This window comes from Variovorax sp. OV084 (assembly GCF_900111625.1).
Classification (GTDB): domain Bacteria; phylum Pseudomonadota; class Gammaproteobacteria; order Burkholderiales; family Burkholderiaceae_C; genus Variovorax.
Window position 1 is genome coordinate 486933 of record NZ_FOII01000001.1, and the last position, 18461, is coordinate 505393.

Below are 18461 nucleotides of genomic sequence, written 5' to 3' on the forward strand. Positions count from 1 at the left end.
TGCCCGGCCCTTTCCGTGCCGGCTCAATTCTCAGATGAACAAAAACTTCAGTCGCTTTCGCCTGCGTAGCGTTGCCGCGGTGGTTGCCAGTGCGCTCGCAGCCACGGCAGCCTGGGCCGTAGAGCCTTTCACGGTGCGCGACATTCGCGTCGAAGGTCTGCAACGCGTCGAAGCCGGTACGATCTTCGCGTCGCTGCCGCTGCGCGTGGGCGATACCTACAGCGACGAGCGCGGTTCCGCCGCCATCCGTGCGCTGTTCGACCTGGGGTTGTTCAAGGATGTGCGCATCGACGTGAACGGCAACGTACTGGTGGTGATCGTCGAAGAGCGACCGACCATTGCAGACGTCGATTTCGTCGGCACCAAGGAATTCGACAAGGCCGCGCTGCAGAAGGCGCTGCGCGAAGTCGGCCTGACCGATGGCCGTCCCTACGACAAGGCACTGGCTGACCGCGCCGAGCAGGAGCTCAAGCGCCAGTACGTGAGCCGCAGTCTCTACAACGCGCAGGTCGTGACCACTGTCACGCCTATCGAGCGCAACCGCGTCAACCTGACCTTCACCGTGACCGAAGGCGAGTCGGCCCGTATCCGCGAAGTGCACGTGGTCGGCAACAAGGCCTTCAGCGAATCGACGCTGCTGAGCCTGTTCGATCAGGACAGCGGCGGTTTCATGAGCTGGTACACCAAGTCGAACCAGTATTCGCGCGCCAAGCTCAACGCCGACCTCGAAACGCTGCGCTCGTACTACATCACCCGCGGCTACCTCGAGTTCCGCATCGACTCGACCCAGGTCGCCATTTCGCCGGACCGCAAGGACCTGACGGTGACCGTGAATATCAGCGAAGGCGAGAAGTTCGTGGTGTCGAGCGTCAAGCTCGACGGCAACTACCTCGGCCGCGACGACGAGTTCAAGTCGCTCATCACCATCAAGCCGGGCGAGCCCTACAACGGCGAGCAGGTCACCGAGACCACCAAGGCCTTCAACGACTATTTCGGCACCTTCGGCTATGCGTTCGCACGCGTGCAGGCGCGCCCCGACATCGATCGCGCGAACAACCGCGTGGCGCTCACGCTGCAGGCCGAGCCCTCGCGCCGCGTGTACGTGCGTCGCGTCTCGGTGGGCGGCAACAACAAGACCCGCGACGAAGTCATCCGTCGCGAGTTCCGCCAGTACGAAGCCTCCTGGTACGACGGCGACAAGATCAAGCTGTCGCGCGACCGCGTGGACCGTCTGGGCTTCTTCACTGAAGTGAACGTCGAAACGCAGGAAGTGCCCGGCTCGCCCGACCAGGTGGACCTGACCGTCAACGTGGCTGAAAAGCCCACCGGCAGCCTGCAACTCGGCGCCGGCTACTCGAGCGCCGAAAAGGTCGCGCTGACCTTCGGTATCTCGCAGGAAAACGTGTTCGGCTCGGGTAACTTCCTGGGCGTGCAGGTCAACACCAGCAAGTACAACCGTACGCTGTCGGTGACCACGACCGACCCTTACTTCACGCCGGACGGCATCTCGCGCACGATCAGCCTCTACCACACCACGACGCGCCCGTATCAGACCTCCACCGATGGCGACTACAAACTGGTGAATCAGGGCGCTTCCATCCGCTTTGGCGTGCCGTTCAGCGAAGTCGATACCGTCTTCTTCGGCATCGGTCTCGAGCGCTATGCGTTCGATCCCAACAGTTCGACTGCATTCTCCGGTCTGTACACGCCGCCGTCTTACCTTGCCTATTTCCAGTGCCAGAAGGATGCCACGGGCCTGCTGGTGGTCAGCTGTGATCAGAAGAGCGTCTGGGGTGTTCCGCTGAGCGTCGGCTGGGGCCGTGACAGTCGCGACAGCGCGCTGATCCCGACCACGGGCCGTCTGCAGCGCGCCAACCTCGAAGTGGGCGCGGCCGGGGACATGAAGTACATCAAGACGAACTACCAATACCAGCAGTTCTTCGCGATCAGCAAGCAGTACACCTTCTCGATCAACGGCGAAGTCGGCTATGCCAAGGCGCTCGGCAACAAGGTCTACCCGATCTTCAAGAACTTCTATGCCGGTGGCCTGGGTTCCGTCCGTGGCTTCGAGCAGAACTCGCTGGGGCCGCGCGATGCCCCTCTGTTCCTCCAGAGCGAAGGTGCAGCCCTCGGTGGCACCAAGAAGGCGGTCTTCAATGCCGAACTGAGCACGCCGTTCCCGGGTGCCGGCAATGACCGCACGCTGCGCTTGTACGGCTTCTTCGACGCCGGCAACGTGTTCGGTACGCGTGCCGCTGGCGTGACCGACGAGCAATGGAAGGCCGAGAAGAAGTTGCGCGCGTCGGTCGGCCTGGGCGTCAGTTGGATTTCACCGCTGGGCCCGCTGCGTCTTGCTTATGCCTTCCCAGTCAGGTCCCAGAAGGAAGTGGGGCAGCCGTTTACAGCCGGGTATATCCCGAAGGATAGAATTCAGCGCCTCCAATTCCAGATCGGAACGTCTTTCTAAATGAAGCATTTGATTCGCGCTGCGGCAGGCGCGTTGTTGATTCCCGCTCTCGCATTCGCTGCGGTGCCCGCCCAGGCGCAGGAAACCTTTCGCATCGGTTTCGTAAACCCGGACCGCGTGCTGCGCGAGGCGCAGCCGGCCAAGACTGCCCAGGCGAAGCTCGAAGCCGAATTCCTGAAGCGCGAGAAGGACCTGACCGCACAAGGCGACGCCCTGAAGGCGGCTTCTGAGAAGTTCGAGCGCGAGGCGCCCACCCTGTCGGAAAGCCAGCGGGTCACGCGCCAGCGCGCGCTGGTCGACCAGGACCGCGACTTCCAGCGCAAGCGCCGTGAATTCCAGGAAGACCTGAACGCGCGCAAGAACGAAGAGCTCCAGCAAGTCTACGAGCGTGCCAACCGCGTGGTGAAGCAGGTGGCCGAGGCCGAGAAGTACGACGCCATCCTGCAGGAAGCGATCTACATCAATCCGAAGCACGACATCACCGACAAGGTGATCAAGGCGCTGAACGCGTCGGTCGGCTCTCCTGCGCCCGCGGCCGGCAAGTAACGCCGCGAACCGGCGTGTCACTGCAGCTCGGAGCCATCGTTGACGCCCTTGGGGGCGAGCTTCATGGCGATGCGGCGCTGTCCATCGAGCGGCTTGCGCCGCTGCAGAATGCACAGCCCGATGCGCTCAGCTTCCTGAGCCATCCCAAATACCAGCAGGAACTGGCGGCCTCGAAGGCCGCCTGCGTGATCGTCTCGCCCGCCATGCGCGAGGCGGCCGCGGCGCGTGGCGCTTTCATCGTCACGCCCGATCCATATTTCTACTTTGCCCGCCTGACGCAGCTCTGGAAGGCGCATCACGCGCGTCCGGAGGCCGACCGCATCCATCCCAGCGCGGTGATCCACGCCGAGGCGCAGGTCGACGCCACGGCGCGCATCGGTGCGCTGTGCGTGGTGGAGCGGGGCGCACGCATCGGCGCGGGCACGGTGCTGAAGTCGCGCGTGACGGTCAGTGAAGACTGCTTCATCGGCGAGCGCTGCCTGCTGCACCCTGGCGTGGTCATCGGCGCTGACGGCTTCGGCCTCGCGCCGCACGAGGGGCGCTGGGTCAAGATCGAGCAACTGGGTGCGGTGCGCATCGGCAACGACGTCGAAATCGGCGCCAACACCTGCATCGACCGCGGCGCGCTCGACGACACCGTGATCGAAGACGGCGTGAAGCTCGACAACCTGATCCAGATCGGCCACAACGTGCGCGTCGGCAAGAACACCGCCATGGCGGGTTGCGTCGGCGTGGCTGGCAGCGCCACCATTGGTGCCAATTGCACCTTTGGCGGCGGCGCCATCGTGCTGGGCCATCTGACAGTGGCCGACGGCGTGCACATATCCGCCGCGACCGTGGTCACCCGGTCAATTCACAAGGCCGGCCAGTACACCGGTATGTTTCCCATCGATGACAATGCGAGCTGGGAAAAAAATGCGGCAACGCTCAAGCAGTTGCACAGCCTGCGCGAACGACTGAAGGCGCTGGAGAAAGCTCCCTCGAAAAAATGACGACGATGCAGGAACAGAAAATCATGACGACGACGCTCGATATCCATCAAATCCTCAAGCTGCTGCCCCACCGATACCCGTTCCTGCTGGTGGACCGCGTGCTCGACATGGAAAAGGGCAAGCGCATCACCGCGCTCAAGAACGTGACGATGAACGAGCCGTTCTTCAACGGCCACTTTCCGCATCGCCCGGTGATGCCGGGCGTGCTGATGCTCGAAGCCATGGCCCAGGCCGCGGCCCTGCTGTCGTTCCATTCGCTCGACATCGTGCCGGACGACAACACCGTCTACTACTTTGCCGCCATCGACGGCGCGCGCTTCAAGCGCCCGGTGGAACCCGGCGACCAGCTGACGCTCGAAGTCGAAATCGAGCGCATGAAGGCGGGCATTTCCAAGTTCAAGGGCCGGGCCCTGGTGGGCAGCGAACTCGCCTGCGAGGCGACGCTGATGTGCGCCATGCGCCAGATCAGCTGACCCGGCCGCAGCCAGTCGTTTCACAAGGCATGACCCAGGTTCATTCGACAGCACTCGTCGACCCCAAGGCACAACTCGACGCCTCGGTGTCGGTCGGGCCCTATACCGTGATCGGCCCGCACGTGCGGGTGGGCGCGGGTACCACCATCGGCGCGCACTGCGTGATCGAAGGGCGCACGACCATCGGGCGCGACAACCGGATCTTCCAGTTCTCGTCTCTCGGCGCCATACCGCAGGACAAGAAGTACGCCGGCGAGCCGACTGAGCTCGTCATCGGCGACCGCAACGTGATCCGCGAGTTCTGCACCTTCAACCTCGGCGTGCCGGGCGCGGGGGGCGTGACGCGCGTGGGCAGCGACAACTGGATCATGGCGTACACGCACATCGCGCACGACTGCCGTGTCGACAACCACACCACGCTGTCCAACAACACCACGCTGGCGGGGCATGTGCACCTGGCCGACTGGGTCACGGTCGGCGGGCTCACGGGCATTCACCAGTTCGTTTCGATCGGTGCCCACGCCATGCTTGGCTTTGCCAGCGCTGTCACGCAAGATGTGCCGCCCTTCATGCTGGTCGACGGTAATCCGCTGGCTGTGCGCGGCTTCAATGTCGTCGGCCTGCGTCGGCGCGACTTTTCCGCCGAGAGGCTCGCGGCGGTGAAGCAGATGCACCGCCTGCTGTATCGCCAGGGCAAGACGCTCGAAGAGGCGCGCGCGGGCATCGCCGCGCTCGCGACGGAAATGCCGGAAGCGGCAGGTGACGTCGCGCTGATGGAAGCCTTCCTCGCCAACTCGACGCGCGGCATCGCGCGCTGACGTGACGGCGATGCAGAAGGACGAACAGCGACGTTTCGCGCTGGTCGCAGGTGAAGCCTCCGGCGACCTGCTGGCGGGGCTGCTGCTCGACGGCCTCCAGGCTCGTTGGCCCGATCTCCAGACCGCCGGCATCGGCGGCCCCCGCATGCTGGCCCACGGCTTCCAGAGCTGGTGGCCCCAGGAAAAGCTCGCGGTGCGCGGCTACATCGAGGTGCTGCGGCATTACGCCGAGATCGCCGGCATTCGCCGCAAGCTCAAGGCCCGACTGCTGCAGGAGCGCCCCGGACTCTTCATCGGCGTCGACGCGCCCGATTTCAACCTCGACCTCGAGGCCGGCCTGCGCAGCCACGGCATGAAGACGGTGCACTTCGTCTGCCCGTCGATCTGGGCCTGGCGGCCGGAGCGCATCGAGAAGATCCGGGCGGCGGCTGATCATGTCTTGTGCATCTTCCCGTTCGAGCCTGCATTGCTGGCGGAGCACGGCGTGGCCGCGAGCTATGTCGGCCATCCCATCGCCAATGTGATCCCGATGACGCCCGACCGCGCCGCCGCACGCGCCGCGCTAGGCCTGGTGCCTGATGCGCAGGTCGTCGCCTTGCTGCCGGGCAGCCGCCGCTCGGAAATTCGCTACCTGGCCGCACGTTTCTTCGCTGCAGCCGCACTGATGCAGAAGGTGCGCCCGGACCTCCAGTTCGTGGCCCCCATCCTGCCGGGCCTGCGCGCCGAGGTTGAGGCCCTGCTGCAGGCCAGCGGCATGGCCGGGCGCGTGAAGTTGCTCGATGGCCAGTCGCACGCCGCGCTGGCCGCCTGCGACGCCACGCTGATCGCCAGCGGCACCGCCACGCTCGAGGCGGCTCTGTTCAAGCGGCCGATGGTCATCGCCTACAACATGAATGCGCTGTCGTGGCGTTTCATGCAACGCAAGCAGTTGCAGCCGTGGGTCGGCTTGCCCAACATCCTGTGTCGCGAGTTCGTGGTGCCGGAGTTGCTGCAGGAAGCCGCCACGCCCGAGGCGCTGGCCCAGGCCACACTGGCCTGGCTCGATGCGCCCGGGAAAACGCAAGCCTTGCAACAAAGATTTTCAGAGCTGCATGTGCAATTGCAGCGCGATACGCCGACACTTTGCGCCGATGCGATCCAGAAAGTTCTTGAAGGCTGAGCAGGCCCCGCTGGTGTGGGACGCACCGGGGCTGATGGCGGGCGTCGACGAGGCGGGGCGAGGTCCCCTGGCCGGCCCGGTGGTGGCTGCGGCCGTGATCCTCGACGACCTGCGGCCGATTCGCGGCCTGGCCGATTCCAAGACTCTCACGGCCCTGCAGCGCGAACGCTTGCATGACCAGATCCTGGCGAAGGCGCTGTGCTGTTCCATCGCGCAGGCCACCGTCGAAGAGATCGACACCCACAACATCCTGCAGGCCACCATGCTCGCGATGCGTCGCGCGGTCGAGGGGCTGCGGCTGAAGCCCGTCAAGGTGCTGGTCGACGGCAATCGCCTGCCCACGCTCGACGTGCTGGCCGAAGCCATCGTCAAGGGCGATTCGCGGGTGAAGGCCATTTCCGCTGCCTCGATCCTGGCGAAAGTGCACCGCGACCGACTGTGCGAGCAGTTGCATGCCGAATTTCCGCATTACGGCTTTGCCGGCCACAAGGGCTACGGCACACCCGAACACCTGGAAGCGCTGCAGCGCCATGGCGCCTGTGTGCACCACCGCAGGTCGTTCAGCCCGGTGGCCGCGGCGCTCGCCCGCACGGGCGGCGTCTTGAATGTGGTGCTGCCGGCCGAATCTGAGCAGCCGGCGATGATGATCGGCGCCGTCGAGGCCGTGCGCCTCGATGATCTCCGCGCTGCCCCCTGAACCTTCAATGACCTCCGACACCGGCGCCAGCCACATCAGCTCGCGCGACAACCCGCTGCTCAAGGATTTGCGCAAGCTTGCGCAGGACCCGGGTGCTTACCGCAAGCTCGGCCGTCTCTGGCTCGAAGGCGATCATCTGTGTCGGGCGGCGCTGGCGCGGGGCGTCAAGCCCGCGATTGCCGTGTTTTCGGAGTCTTTCTGGCCCCAAGCGCCTGCTGAATGGGCGAGTGGTGCTATCAAAACCGTAGTGGTTGCCGACGACCTGCTGCGCGGCGTCAGCGGGTTGGAATCGCCTGCGCCCATGGGCTTCGTGCTCGACCTGCCATCCCGCCCGGAACTGATTCCCGACGCCCCCAGCGTCGTGCTCGACCGCCTGCAGGACGCCGGCAACGCCGGCTCCATCCTGCGCAGTGCCGCCGCCTTCGGCTTCACCCAGGTGATCGCGCTCAAGGGCACGGCCGCGCTGTGGGCTCCGAAGGTGCTGCGCGCCGGCATGGGTGCCCATTTCGGCCTGCGGCTGATCGAAGGCGTGGACGCCGACGTGCTCGACGGCCTGAAAGTGCCGCTGGTGGCGACCAGTTCGCACCACGGCGAGTGGCTCCACAATGCCGAACTGCCGCATCCCTGCGCCTGGCTCATGGGCCACGAGGGGCAGGGCGTTTCGCCCGCGCTGGAAGCCCGGGCGACGCACTACATCCGCATTGCGCAGCCGGGCGGCGAGGAGTCGCTCAACGTGGCCGCTGCCGCCGCAATCTGCCTGCATGCGAGCGGAGCAGCCCTGCAGGCCAGATAACACACTCAGTCCGGGCTACAATCGGGGGCTTACTCGCAAATCAGCGTCGCCCGGCCGCCTTTAACGCCAAAATCCCCTTAAGCAGCAGCTCGCAGGCAACGCGCCTGGGGCTCCGGGCGACCGTAACCATCCGGAGAACCCAGTGCTTTTGTCTCTCAAGGGAAGTTTCCCGCCCGCCATCCTGGCGCTCGCAGACGGCACGGTCTTTCAAGGCAATTCGATCGGAGCCGCCGGCTCCACGACCGGTGAAGTGGTGTTCAACACCGCCATGACCGGTTACCAGGAAATCCTCACCGACCCGAGCTACTGCCAGCAGATCGTGACGCTCACGTATCCGCACATCGGCAACTACGGCGTCAACGGGGAAGACATCGAAGCCGACAAGATCCATGCCGCGGGCCTGATCATCAAGGACCTGCCCCTCGTCGCCTCCAACTTCCGCAAGACCGCCACGCTGACCGAATACCTCGTGTCCGGCAAGACGGTGGCCATCGCGAACATCGACACCCGCAAGCTCACGCGCCACCTGCGCACCCACGGCGCGCAGAACGGTTGCATCCTGGGCCTGGCCGAAGGCGAAGCCGTCACGCAGGCGCTGATCGACAAGGCCATCGCCGCCGCCAAGGCCGCGCCGAGCATGTCGGGCCTCGACCTCGCCAAGGTGGTGTCGGTCAAGCAGACCTACGAATGGACCGAAACCGAGTGGAAGCTGGGTTCGGGCTACGGCGTGCAGATCACGCCGAAGTTCCACGTCGTTGCCTTCGACTACGGCGTCAAGAAGAACATCCTGCGCATGATCGCCCAGCGCGGCGCGCGCATCACCGTGGTGCCGGCGCAGACGCCCGCGGCCGACGTGCTCAAGCTCAAGCCAGACGGCATCTTCCTGGCCAACGGCCCCGGCGACCCGGAGCCCTGCGACTACGCCATCAGCGCCGTCAAGGAACTGATCGAGACCGGCATTCCCACCTTCGGTATCTGCCTGGGCCACCAGATCATGGCGCTGGCCTCCGGCGCGAAGACATTCAAGATGAAGTTCGGCCACCACGGCGCGAACCATCCGGTGAAGGACCTCGACAACGGCCGCGTGAGCATCACCAGCCAGAACCACGGCTTCGCAGTCGACGAGAAGTCGCTGCCGGCCAACCTGCGTCCCACGCACATCAGCCTGTTCGACAACACGCTGCAGGGCCTGGCGCGCACCGACAAGCCCGCGTTCTGCTTCCAGGGTCACCCTGAAGCCTCGCCGGGTCCGCACGACATCGGCTACCTGTTCGATCGCTTCACGGCACTCATGGAAAAGAACAAGACGGAAAAGACGGAGAAAGAGAATGCCTAAGCGCACAGACCTCAAATCGATCCTCATCATCGGCGCCGGCCCGATCATCATCGGCCAGGCCTGCGAGTTCGACTACTCCGGCGTGCAAGCCTGCAAGGCGCTGCGCGAAGAGGGCTACAAGGTCATCCTGATCAACAGCAACCCCGCGACGATCATGACCGACCCGGCCACGGCCGACGTCACCTACATCGAGCCCATCACCTGGCAGACGGTCGAGAAAATCATCGCCAAGGAGCGCCCCGACGCGATCTTGCCGACCATGGGCGGCCAGACCGCGCTGAACTGCGCGCTCGACCTGTGGCGCAACGGCGTGCTCGACAAGTACACCGGCGCGGCCACCAACAAGCCGGTCGAGCTGATCGGCGCCACGCCTGAAGCCATCGACAAGGCCGAAGACCGCCTGAAGTTCAAGGACGCGATGACCAAGATCGGACTGGGCTCGGCCCGTTCCGGCATTGCGCACTCGATGGACGAAGCCTGGGCCGTGCAGAAGTCGGTCGGCTTCCCGACTGTGATCCGCCCCAGCTTCACGCTCGGCGGCACCGGCGGCGGCATCGCCTACAACCCGGAAGAATTCGAGACCATCTGCAAGCGCGGCATCGAAGCCTCGCCCACCAACGAGCTGCTGATCGAAGAATCGCTGCTCGGCTGGAAAGAGTACGAGATGGAAGTCGTGCGTGACAAGGCCGACAACTGCATCATCGTCTGCTCGATCGAAAACCTCGACCCCATGGGCGTGCACACCGGCGACTCGATCACCGTGGCCCCCGCGCAGACGCTGAGCGACAAGGAATACCAGATCCTGCGCAACGCCTCGCTGGCCGTGCTGCGCGAGATCGGCGTCGACACCGGCGGCTCGAACGTGCAGTTCTCCATCAACCCGAAGGACGGCCGCATGGTCGTCATCGAGATGAATCCGCGCGTGTCGCGTTCGTCGGCGCTGGCCTCCAAGGCCACGGGCTTCCCGATCGCCAAGGTCGCGGCCAAGCTGGCCGTGGGCTACACGCTCGACGAGCTGCGCAACGAAATCACCGGCGGTGCCACGCCCGCGTCGTTCGAGCCGTCGATCGACTACGTGGTCACCAAGATCCCGCGTTTCGCGTTCGAGAAGTTCCCGCAGGCCGACTCGCGTCTCACGACGCAGATGAAGTCGGTGGGCGAGGTGATGGCCATGGGCCGCACCTTCCAGGAGTCGTTCCAGAAGGCCCTGCGCGGCCTCGAAGTGGGCGTGGACGGTCTCAACGAGAAGACGCAAGACCGCGAAGTGCTCGAAAAGGAGCTGGGCGAGCCCGGCCCCGAGCGCATCTGGTACGTGGGCGATGCTTTCGCCATGGGCCTGAGCGTGGACGAAGTGTTCGCGCTGACCAAGATCGACCCGTGGTTCCTGGTGCAGATCGAAGAGATCGTGAAGATCGAACTCGAGCTCGAAACCAAGTCGCTCGACGACATCGACCGCGACACGCTGCTGGCGCTGAAGAAAAAGGGCTTCTCCGACCGCCGCCTCGCCAAACAGCTCAAGACCACCGACACGGCCATCCGCGAGAAGCGCCGCGCCCTGGGCGTGCGCCCGGTCTACAAGCGCGTCGACACCTGCGCGGCCGAGTTCGCGACCGACACGGCCTACATGTACTCGACCTACGAGGACGAGTGCGAAGCCGACCCGACGGACAAGAAGAAGATCATGGTGCTCGGCGGCGGTCCCAACCGCATCGGCCAGGGCATCGAGTTCGACTACTGCTGCGTGCACGCCGCGCTCGCCATGCGCGAGGACGGCTACGAGACCATCATGGTCAACTGCAACCCCGAGACCGTGTCGACCGACTACGACACCTCGGACCGCCTGTATTTCGAGCCGCTCACGCTCGAAGACGTGCTCGAGATCGTCGACAAGGAAAAGCCGCTCGGCGTGATCGTGCAGTACGGCGGCCAGACGCCTTTGAAGCTCGCGCTCGACCTCGAAGCGAATGGCGTGCCGATCATCGGCACCTCGCCCGACATGATCGACGCGGCCGAAGACCGCGAGCGCTTCCAGAAGCTGCTGCACGAGCTGGGCCTGCGCCAGCCGCCGAACGCCACCGCGCGCACCGAACCCGAAGCTCTCGAAAAGGCTGCGGCCCTCGGTTATCCGCTGGTGGTGCGCCCGAGCTACGTGCTCGGCGGCCGCGCGATGGAAATCGTGCACGAGCAGCGCGACCTCGAGCGCTACATGCGCGAAGCCGTCAAGGTCAGCAACGATTCGCCGGTGCTGCTCGACCGCTTCCTGAACGACGCCGTCGAGTGTGACGTCGACTGCATCCGCGACGCCGAAGGCGGCACGCTGATCGGCGGCGTGATGGAGCACATCGAACAGGCCGGCGTGCACTCGGGCGACTCCGCCTGTTCGCTGCCGCCCTACAGCCTGAACGCCGACACCGTGGCCGAGCTGAAGCGCCAGAGCTCCGCGATGGCGGCCGCGCTGAACGTGGTCGGCCTGATGAACGTGCAGTTCGCGATCCAGCAAAAGGACGGCAAGGACGTCATCTACGTGCTCGAAGTGAACCCGCGTGCTTCGCGTACCGTGCCCTATGTGAGCAAGGCCACCGGCATCCAGCTCGCCAAGGTGGCGGCACGCTGCATGGCAGGCCAGTCGCTGAAGTCGCAAGGCATCACGAAGGAAGTGACGCCGCCGTACTTCAGCGTGAAGGAAGCCGTGTTCCCGTTCGTCAAGTTCCCGGGCGTGGACACCATCCTCGGCCCCGAGATGAAGTCGACCGGCGAAGTGATGGGCGTGGGCAAGACCTTCGGCGAAGCCTTTGTGAAGTCGCAACTGGGCGCCGGCACGCACCTGCCGAAGTCGGGCAAGGTCTTCATCTCGGTGAAGAACAACGACAAGGCGCGCGCGGTCGAAGTGGCGCGCGGCCTGGCGAAGCTGGGCTTCGAGCTGATTGCCACCAAGGGCACGGCCGCCGCCATCAGCGCCGCCGGCATCGAGTGCGCAACGGTGAACAAGGTGACCGAAGGTCGCCCGCACATCGTGGACATGATCAAGAACAACGAGATTGCTCTGGTCATCAACACGGTGGAAGAGCGCCGCAACGCGATTACCGACTCGCGGCAGATCCGCACCTCGGCACTGCTGGCGCGTGTGACTACCTTCACCACGATCTTCGGTGCCGAAGCCGCGGTCGAGGGCATGGGCTTCATGGACGAACTCGGCGTGATCTCGGTGCAGGAGATGCACGCGCAACTGGCCTCGGCCTGAGCGTCATCATGGAAACGCAGCTCGTCGAACTGGACCTGACGGACTGGAACGCAGCCACGCCCAACGAGGCGTGGATCGCGGAACTGGAAGCGGGCAAGGTGCTGTACTTTCCGCGCCTGGGCTTCGAGCTGCTGCCCGAAGAGCGCAGCCTGCTCACGCCCAGCCTGCTGTCGCCCGACGTGCGCAACATCAGCCTCGACGCCAGCGGCAAGCTCAAGGGCGCGGTTGGCGACGAGGCGGTGCAGCGCATGGCGGCTGCAATGGTGGGGCGCTTTCGGGCGCAGGCCACGCAGCTGATTCACGGGCTGCTGCCGCACTACACGCCCGCCTTGCGGCTCGCACCTACCAGCTACCGACCGGCGAAGGTCGAGACGCGGGTGCAGTCATGGCGCGCCGACGACAGGCGTTTGCACGTCGATTCATTCCCGTCGCGGCCGAACTACGGCGAGCGCATCCTGCGCGTCTTCACCAATGTCAACCCTGAAGGCGCGCCGCGGGTGTGGCGCGTGGGCGAGCCGTTCGAGGACGTTGCCAAGCGCTTCCTGCCGCGCGCCAAGCCCTATGTGCGCTGGCAGGCAAAGCTGCTGCGCGCCTTGCGCGTGACCAAGTCGTTCCGCAGCGAGTACGACCACCTGATGCTGCAGCTGCACGACGGCATGAAGTCGGACATGGCGTACCAGGAAAACTCGCCGCAGGAAACCGCCAGGTTCCCGCCCGGCTCGGTGTGGGTGTGCTTCTCGGACCAGACCTCGCACGCCGTGATGGCGGGCCAATACATGCTCGAGCAGACCCTTCATCTGGCCGCTTCGAAGCAATACAATCCCGAATCGAGCCCGCTCGCCATCCTGAGCCGGCTGACCGGACGCACACTCGTCTGATCAATTCCCTCAATCGACCGCCGAACGGCAGCGTTCGGCGGTTTCGCTTTATGGAGAACCAACAACATGGCAACCATCCCCATCACCAAGCGCGGCGCTGAAAAACTGCGCGCCGAACTGCATCAGCTCAAGACGGTGGACCGTCCCTGGGTCATCAATGCAATTTCCGAAGCACGCGCCCAGGGCGACCTGAGCGAAAACGCCGAATACGAAGTCGCCAAGGACCGCCAGGGCTTCATCGAAGGCCGCATCCAGGAAGTCGAAGGCAAGCTGTCGGCCGCGCAGATCATCGACCCGAGCGAGCTCGATGCCGGCGGCAAGGTGGTGTTCGGCTCGACCGTCGAGCTCGAGGAAGAGGAAAGCGGCGAAGCCGTGAAGTACCAGATCGTCGGCGAAGACGAAGCCGACCTGAAGCTCGGCCTCATCAACATTTCCAGCCCGATCGCGCGCGCGCTCATCGGCAAGGAAGAGGGCGACACCGCCGAAGTGCAGGCTCCTGGCGGCCTCAAGCGCTACGAGATCGTGGCCGTTCGCTACCTCTGATTCTTCGACCCATGAAAGACCGCGTTGCGCTGATGCTGGCCGCCTTCTGGTGGGGCAGCCTCACCACGATCGGTTTCCTGGTGGTGCCGCTGCTGTTCGCAAGGCTTGGCAACCCATCGGTGGCGGGCAACTTTGCCGGCCAGTTGTTCGAGGCGCAGAGTTGGATCGCGATCGGCTGTGGGCTGATCCTGCTGATTCACTTCAGGGCCAAGGCCGACGATCGCATGAGCGGGCCAGCGATGACCGCCATCTTTTTCATTCTGGGAGCACTGCTGCTGGCGCTGCTTCAGCAGTACGCCGTGGCGCCTCGCATCCTGGCGCGCGAGAACCTCAAGCTGTGGCACGCCGTGGGCAGCGGCATGTACCTTGTGCAGTGGGTGTGCGTCGGCGTGCTGCTCTGGCGCATGGGCGCCCGCAAGCCAGACTGAATGGCAGAGGCGGCAGCAGCCGCCTCCGTGCTTACTCTTTCCAGTACTTCGCGACCCAGCGCGCCGGCCGGATGAACCGGAAGGCCCGGTTACGGCGGCCCGCAAGTGCGTCCGGCGGATTGCACTCGCCATGGAACACCATGATGCGTGCGCCCTCGGGCACGAAAGGCTCTTCCCAGTAGTTGGTCGGCCAGGTCGGGATGCCGTGGTACTTGAAGCTCGGGCACCAGCCGTCGGGCCAGTAAGCCAGCTTGCCCTGGTTGTGGAGCACGTCCGACAGGTAGGCCTGCTCGTTGCGGTATTCGGCCTGGACCTTGTCCATGTTGGCGCGGAAATACGCCAGCACGTCGGCGTGGGCGTCCAGCTCGAAGCGGTAGACCGACGAATTGCCCGTGATTCGCTCGCGCCGCCAGGGGCGGGCGTAGTCGTGAATGATCAGGAATTCACCGGGTTGCTCGAAGAAGGCGTCCAGGCTGCCCACCACGACCACGTCGAGGTCGAGGAAGAGGGCGGGACCGCGCAGGCCGTGCAGGTCCTGCTCGAAGGTCGTGAGCTTCTTCCAGGCACCATCGCGCTGGCCAGGGGCCAGGTGCAGGTTGAGCGGCGGAATCGGCAGGCAGGTCACCTCTGGGCGAACGCCGTTGCCATCGTCGGTCAGGCACACGAACTTGAAGTCGCCGCTGAGGTTGCGGCGGACCATCGCGTAGAGCCGGTTGACGTATTCGGGGCCGTATTTCGTGCCCCACTTCATGCAGAGAATATGGCGCTGGGCGCCTTGCGCTGCCACCAAGCTCAGTCCGCCTGGTTACGCTTCTTGGCCGACAGGGGCCGCTTGGCCTTGGCGCGCTTGATGGTGCCGCCGGGCGTGAGGCGCTGGTTGCCGAGCACGCGCAGGGTCTTGATTTCAGGCCGTTGGCCGCCGCGCTTGCTGTACTTGACGATCTTCACGTCGCGCGGGCCGGGCATGCGGTCTTCATCGACCACGCGCTCCTTTTCGGGCTTCGGGCGCCACAGCACCAGCAGCTTGCCGATGTGTTGAATGGGAGCGGCATCGAGCTCGTCGGACAGTTCGCGCAGCATGGCGTCGCGGGCGAGGCGGTCGTCGGAGAAGACGCGGATCTTGATCAGGCCATGGGCCTTGAGCGCCGCGTCGGCTTCTTTTTTCACGGCAGGGGTAAGCCCGTCTCCACCGACCATGACGATCGGATCCAGGTGGTGAGCTTCGGCGCGGTGCACCTTGCGCTCGGCAGGGGTAAGTTGAATGGCGGGCATCCCCGTATTATCGACGCGTACACGAAGACCCTCATGAGCACCAAAGCCAAAAGCAAAAAAGTCAATAAAGCGTGGCTTCACGACCATATCAACGACCCCTACGTGAAGCTCGCCACCAAGGAGGGTTATCGCGCACGCGCCGCCTACAAGCTCAAGGAAATCGACGAGTCGCTCGGTCTCGTCAAGCCGGGCCAGCTGGTGGTGGACCTCGGCTCCACTCCCGGCGCCTGGAGCCAGTACCTGCGCCGGCGCATGTCGCCCGGCGGCGCTGCGGCCGGCGAGTTGAATGGCACCATCGTTTCGCTCGACATCCTGCCGATGGAGCCCATCGAGGGCGTGACCTTCCTGCAGGGGGATTTCCGCGAAGATGCGCTGCTGCAACAGTTGCTGGGTGTCCTGGCAGGCCGCAAGGCCGACCTGGTGGTGTCGGACATGGCACCCAACCTGTCGGGCATCCATTCGGCCGACGCCGCCCGGGTGGCGCACCTGATCGAGCTTGCAATCGATTTTGCGCAGCACCACTTGAAGCCCGAGGGGGCGCTGGTGGCAAAGCTGTTCCACGGGAGCGGCTACGACGAGCTGGTGAAGCTCTTCAAGGCGAATTTCCGCATCGTGAAGCCCTTCAAGCCCAAGGCGTCGCGGGATAAATCAGCCGAGACTTTCCTGGTCGGCATGAGCCTGAAGGCCCCGGATACGCCTTGATACCTTGCCGCTGAGAGTGCGTTTGTGGCGCAAACCCTTGTCAGGCTATGGCTGCATTAGGGAAATGCCCGCTTTTCGTAGCTTGAAAAGCCTAAAATGGGGCGCAATTGCGTACCCACAGCGCGTTTTTTCATTTAACTGTCACGCGCTTTAGCCTGGAGCTTCGTTTGAACAATCAGTGGTTTTCCAAAGTTGCCGTATGGCTCGTCATTGCCATGGTGTTGTTCACTGTGTTCAAGCAGTTCGACACCCGCGGTGGCGTCGGCTCGGGGACAGTCAGCTACTCCGAGTTTCTGGACCAGGTCCGCAACAACCAGGTCAAGAGTGCCGTCATTCCTGAGGGCGCTGCCGGCGGCGAGATCGTCGCAGTCACCAATGACGATCGCAAGATCCGCACGACCGCCACGGTGCTCGACCGTGGCCTCGTGGGCGACTTGATCGACCACAACGTCAAGTTCGACGTCAAGCCGCGCGAAGAGAGCTCGCTGCTCATGACGCTGCTGGTCAGCTGGGGCCCGATGCTGCTGCTGATCGGCGTCTGGATCTACTTCATGCGGCAGATGCAGGGCGGCGGCAAGGGCGGGGCGTTCAGCTTCGGCAAGAGCAAGGCCCGCATGATGGACGAGAACAACAACACGGTCACTTTTGCGGACGTCGCGGGCTGCGACGAGGCCAAGGAAGAAGTCCGTGAAGTGGTCGACTTCCTGAAAGACCCACAGCGCTTCCAGAAGCTCGGCGGCCGCATTCCCCGCGGTTTGCTGCTTGTTGGCCCTCCCGGCACCGGCAAGACGCTGCTGGCCAAGTCGATCGCCGGCGAAGCCAAGGTACCTTTCTTCTCGATTTCGGGTTCCGACTTCGTTGAAATGTTCGTCGGCGTGGGCGCGGCCCGTGTTCGCGACATGTTCGAGAACGCCAAGAAAAACGCTCCTTGCATCATCTTCATCGACGAAATCGATGCTGTGGGCCGTCAGCGCGGCGCCGGTCTCGGCGGCGGCAACGACGAACGCGAACAAACGCTCAACCAGATGCTGGTCGAGATGGATGGCTTCGAAACCAACCTCGGCGTGATCGTGGTGGCAGCCACCAACCGCCCCGACATCCTGGACGCCGCTCTGCTGCGCCCCGGTCGCTTCGACCGTCAGGTGTACGTCACGCTGCCCGACATTCGCGGCCGCGAACAGATTCTCGGCGTGCACATGCGCAAGGTCCCGCTGGGCCAGGACGTGAATCCGAGCGTGATCGCTCGTGGCACGCCCGGCATGTCCGGCGCCGATCTGGCCAATCTCTGCAACGAAGCCGCCCTGATGGCCGCCCGCCGCAATGCGCGCGTGGTCGAGATGCAGGACTTCGAGAAGGCCAAGGACAAGATCTTCATGGGCCCCGAGCGCAAGAGCATGGTCATGCCCGAGGAAGAGCGCCGCAACACGGCCTACCACGAGTCCGGCCACGCCCTCATCGGCAAGCTGCTGCCCAAGTGCGACCCTGTCCACAAGGTCACGATCATTCCGCGTGGCCGCGCCCTCGGCGTGACCATGAGCCTGCCTGCGCAAGACCGCTACAGCTACGACCGCGAATACATGCTGAACCAGATCAGCATGCTGTTCGGTGGCCGCATTGCCGAAGAAGTGTTCATGCACCAGATGACCACCGGCGCGAGCAACGACTTCGAGCGCGCGACCTCCATCGCCCGCGACATGGTCACGCGCTACGGCATGACCGACGCGCTGGGCCCGATGGTCTACGCCGAGAACGAAGGCGAAGTGTTCCTGGGCCGTTCGGTCACCAAGACCACGAACATGAGCGAGCAGACCATGGAAAAGGTCGACTCCGAAGTGCGCCGCATCATTGACGAGCAGTACGCCCTGGCGCGCCGCCTGATCGAGGAGAACAGCGACAAGATGCACGCCATGGCCAAGGCGCTGCTCGAATGGGAAACCATCGACAGCGAACAACTCGACGACATCATGGCCGGCCGCGCACCGCGCCCGCCCAAGGACTGGACGCCGCGCATCCCGCCTTCGGGCAGTGGTGGCAGCGGCGGCACGCCGGCAGTCAACCCTGACCCGGCGCCCACTGCGGCCTGAGGTGGACTTGGCATCAAGCAACAACGGGGCCT

The 18461-nt window shown here is 64.6% G+C and carries 17 protein-coding genes; 15 read left to right on the top strand and 2 right to left on the bottom strand.

Annotation, left to right across the window (positions count from 1 at the left end):
- Nucleotides 1-34 precede the first annotated feature (34 nt).
- The 13 genes from bamA (at nucleotide 35) to BMW87_RS02475 (ending at nucleotide 14371) form a co-directional block, all read left to right on the top strand.
- Complete coding sequence (bamA, locus tag BMW87_RS02415) at nucleotides 35-2467, top strand: outer membrane protein assembly factor BamA (protein ID WP_093073879.1); 2433 nt, start codon at nucleotides 35-37, stop codon at nucleotides 2465-2467.
- Complete coding sequence (locus BMW87_RS02420) at nucleotides 2468-3013, top strand: OmpH/Skp family outer membrane protein (protein WP_093056550.1); 546 nt, start codon at nucleotides 2468-2470, stop codon at nucleotides 3011-3013.
- Between the two features lie 14 nt (nucleotides 3014-3027).
- Nucleotides 3028-4005 (top strand): UDP-3-O-(3-hydroxymyristoyl)glucosamine N-acyltransferase, encoded by a 978-nt coding sequence (gene lpxD / locus BMW87_RS02425; protein WP_093073881.1) that lies wholly within the window; start codon nucleotides 3028-3030, stop codon nucleotides 4003-4005.
- 23 nt (nucleotides 4006-4028) lie between these two features.
- Entirely contained in the window at nucleotides 4029-4478 is a 450-nt protein-coding gene (fabZ, locus tag BMW87_RS02430) for a 3-hydroxyacyl-ACP dehydratase FabZ (protein WP_013541729.1), read from the top strand.
- A gap of 29 nt (nucleotides 4479-4507) precedes the next feature.
- Nucleotides 4508-5296 (top strand): acyl-ACP--UDP-N-acetylglucosamine O-acyltransferase, encoded by a 789-nt coding sequence (gene lpxA, locus BMW87_RS02435; protein WP_093073883.1) that lies wholly within the window; start codon nucleotides 4508-4510, stop codon nucleotides 5294-5296.
- 10 nt (nucleotides 5297-5306) lie between these two features.
- Nucleotides 5307-6455, top strand: a complete 1149-nt coding sequence (gene lpxB / locus BMW87_RS02440; protein WP_093075161.1) for a lipid-A-disaccharide synthase — start codon at nucleotides 5307-5309, stop codon at nucleotides 6453-6455.
- Nucleotides 6427-7152: a ribonuclease HII gene (rnhB, locus tag BMW87_RS02445; protein WP_093075158.1), complete on the top strand. Its 726-nt coding sequence runs from the start codon at nucleotides 6427-6429 to the stop codon at nucleotides 7150-7152. Before lpxB ends, rnhB begins: the two co-directional genes overlap by 29 nt.
- 7 nt (nucleotides 7153-7159) lie before the next feature.
- A complete protein-coding gene (locus tag BMW87_RS02450; RefSeq protein ID WP_093073885.1) occupies nucleotides 7160-7945 on the top strand; it encodes a TrmH family RNA methyltransferase in 786 nt (261 codons plus the stop codon).
- A 142-nt stretch (nucleotides 7946-8087) separates the two neighbouring features.
- Nucleotides 8088-9281 (top strand): glutamine-hydrolyzing carbamoyl-phosphate synthase small subunit, encoded by a 1194-nt coding sequence (gene carA / locus BMW87_RS02455; RefSeq protein WP_093056554.1) that lies wholly within the window; start codon nucleotides 8088-8090, stop codon nucleotides 9279-9281.
- On the top strand, nucleotides 9274-12522 hold the full coding sequence (gene carB, locus BMW87_RS02460; protein ID WP_093073887.1) for a carbamoyl-phosphate synthase large subunit: 3249 nt from the start codon (nucleotides 9274-9276) through the stop codon (nucleotides 12520-12522). The genes carA and carB overlap by 8 nt, the downstream gene beginning before the upstream one ends.
- An 8-nt stretch (nucleotides 12523-12530) precedes the next feature.
- The gene (locus BMW87_RS02465; protein WP_093073889.1) at nucleotides 12531-13400 is read left to right on the top strand and encodes a Kdo hydroxylase KdoO; all 870 of its coding nucleotides are present in this window, start codon (nucleotides 12531-12533) and stop codon (nucleotides 13398-13400) included.
- A gap of 66 nt (nucleotides 13401-13466) precedes the next feature.
- Nucleotides 13467-13943, top strand: coding sequence for a transcription elongation factor GreA (greA, locus tag BMW87_RS02470; protein ID WP_056581276.1), 477 nt, complete (start codon nucleotides 13467-13469; stop codon nucleotides 13941-13943).
- Nucleotides 13944-13954: 11 nt separating this feature from the next.
- Nucleotides 13955-14371, top strand: coding sequence for a DUF4149 domain-containing protein (locus BMW87_RS02475; RefSeq protein WP_093056557.1), 417 nt, complete (start codon nucleotides 13955-13957; stop codon nucleotides 14369-14371).
- A gap of 31 nt (nucleotides 14372-14402) precedes the next feature.
- Here BMW87_RS02475 and BMW87_RS02480 read toward each other — a convergent pair whose 3' ends face one another.
- A complete protein-coding gene (locus tag BMW87_RS02480; RefSeq protein WP_256216626.1) occupies nucleotides 14403-15122 on the bottom strand; it encodes a glycosyltransferase in 720 nt (239 codons plus the stop codon).
- 41 nt (nucleotides 15123-15163) lie between these two features.
- Nucleotides 15164-15643, bottom strand: a complete 480-nt coding sequence (locus BMW87_RS02485; protein WP_093056559.1) for a YhbY family RNA-binding protein — start codon at nucleotides 15641-15643, stop codon at nucleotides 15164-15166.
- A 33-nt stretch (nucleotides 15644-15676) separates the two neighbouring features.
- Between BMW87_RS02485 and BMW87_RS02490 the strand changes: the two genes are divergently transcribed.
- Together BMW87_RS02490 and ftsH are read left to right on the top strand one after the other, a co-directional pair.
- Nucleotides 15677-16345, top strand: coding sequence for an RlmE family RNA methyltransferase (locus BMW87_RS02490; RefSeq protein WP_093073893.1), 669 nt, complete (start codon nucleotides 15677-15679; stop codon nucleotides 16343-16345).
- 167 nt (nucleotides 16346-16512) lie between these two features.
- Entirely contained in the window at nucleotides 16513-18429 is a 1917-nt protein-coding gene (gene ftsH / locus BMW87_RS02495) for an ATP-dependent zinc metalloprotease FtsH (protein ID WP_093056561.1), read from the top strand.
- Nucleotides 18430-18461: the final 32 nt, after the last annotated feature.

Excerpts from the sequence above, each read along its gene's own strand:
- greA (WP_056581276.1), top strand. The coding sequence starts at position 13,467 with ATGGCAACCATCCCCATCACCAAGCGCGGCGCTGAAAAACTGCGCGCC.
- BMW87_RS02465 (WP_093073889.1), top strand. The coding sequence starts at position 12,531 with ATGGAAACGCAGCTCGTCGAACTGGACCTGACGGACTGGAACGCAGCC.
- rnhB (WP_093075158.1), top strand. The coding sequence starts at position 6,427 with ATGCGATCCAGAAAGTTCTTGAAGGCTGAGCAGGCCCCGCTGGTGTGG.
- BMW87_RS02450 (WP_093073885.1), top strand. The coding sequence starts at position 7,160 with ATGACCTCCGACACCGGCGCCAGCCACATCAGCTCGCGCGACAACCCG.
- lpxB (WP_093075161.1), top strand. The coding sequence starts at position 5,307 with ATGCAGAAGGACGAACAGCGACGTTTCGCGCTGGTCGCAGGTGAAGCC.
- BMW87_RS02475 (WP_093056557.1), top strand. The coding sequence starts at position 13,955 with ATGAAAGACCGCGTTGCGCTGATGCTGGCCGCCTTCTGGTGGGGCAGC.
- BMW87_RS02480 (WP_256216626.1), bottom strand. The coding sequence starts at position 15,122 with ATGAAGTGGGGCACGAAATACGGCCCCGAATACGTCAACCGGCTCTAC.
- bamA (WP_093073879.1), top strand. The coding sequence starts at position 35 with ATGAACAAAAACTTCAGTCGCTTTCGCCTGCGTAGCGTTGCCGCGGTG.
- BMW87_RS02485 (WP_093056559.1), bottom strand. The coding sequence starts at position 15,643 with ATGCCCGCCATTCAACTTACCCCTGCCGAGCGCAAGGTGCACCGCGCC.
- BMW87_RS02420 (WP_093056550.1), top strand. The coding sequence starts at position 2,468 with ATGAAGCATTTGATTCGCGCTGCGGCAGGCGCGTTGTTGATTCCCGCT.
- lpxA (WP_093073883.1), top strand. The coding sequence starts at position 4,508 with ATGACCCAGGTTCATTCGACAGCACTCGTCGACCCCAAGGCACAACTC.
- BMW87_RS02490 (WP_093073893.1), top strand. The coding sequence starts at position 15,677 with ATGAGCACCAAAGCCAAAAGCAAAAAAGTCAATAAAGCGTGGCTTCAC.
- fabZ (WP_013541729.1), top strand. The coding sequence starts at position 4,029 with ATGACGACGACGCTCGATATCCATCAAATCCTCAAGCTGCTGCCCCAC.
- carB (WP_093073887.1), top strand. The coding sequence starts at position 9,274 with ATGCCTAAGCGCACAGACCTCAAATCGATCCTCATCATCGGCGCCGGC.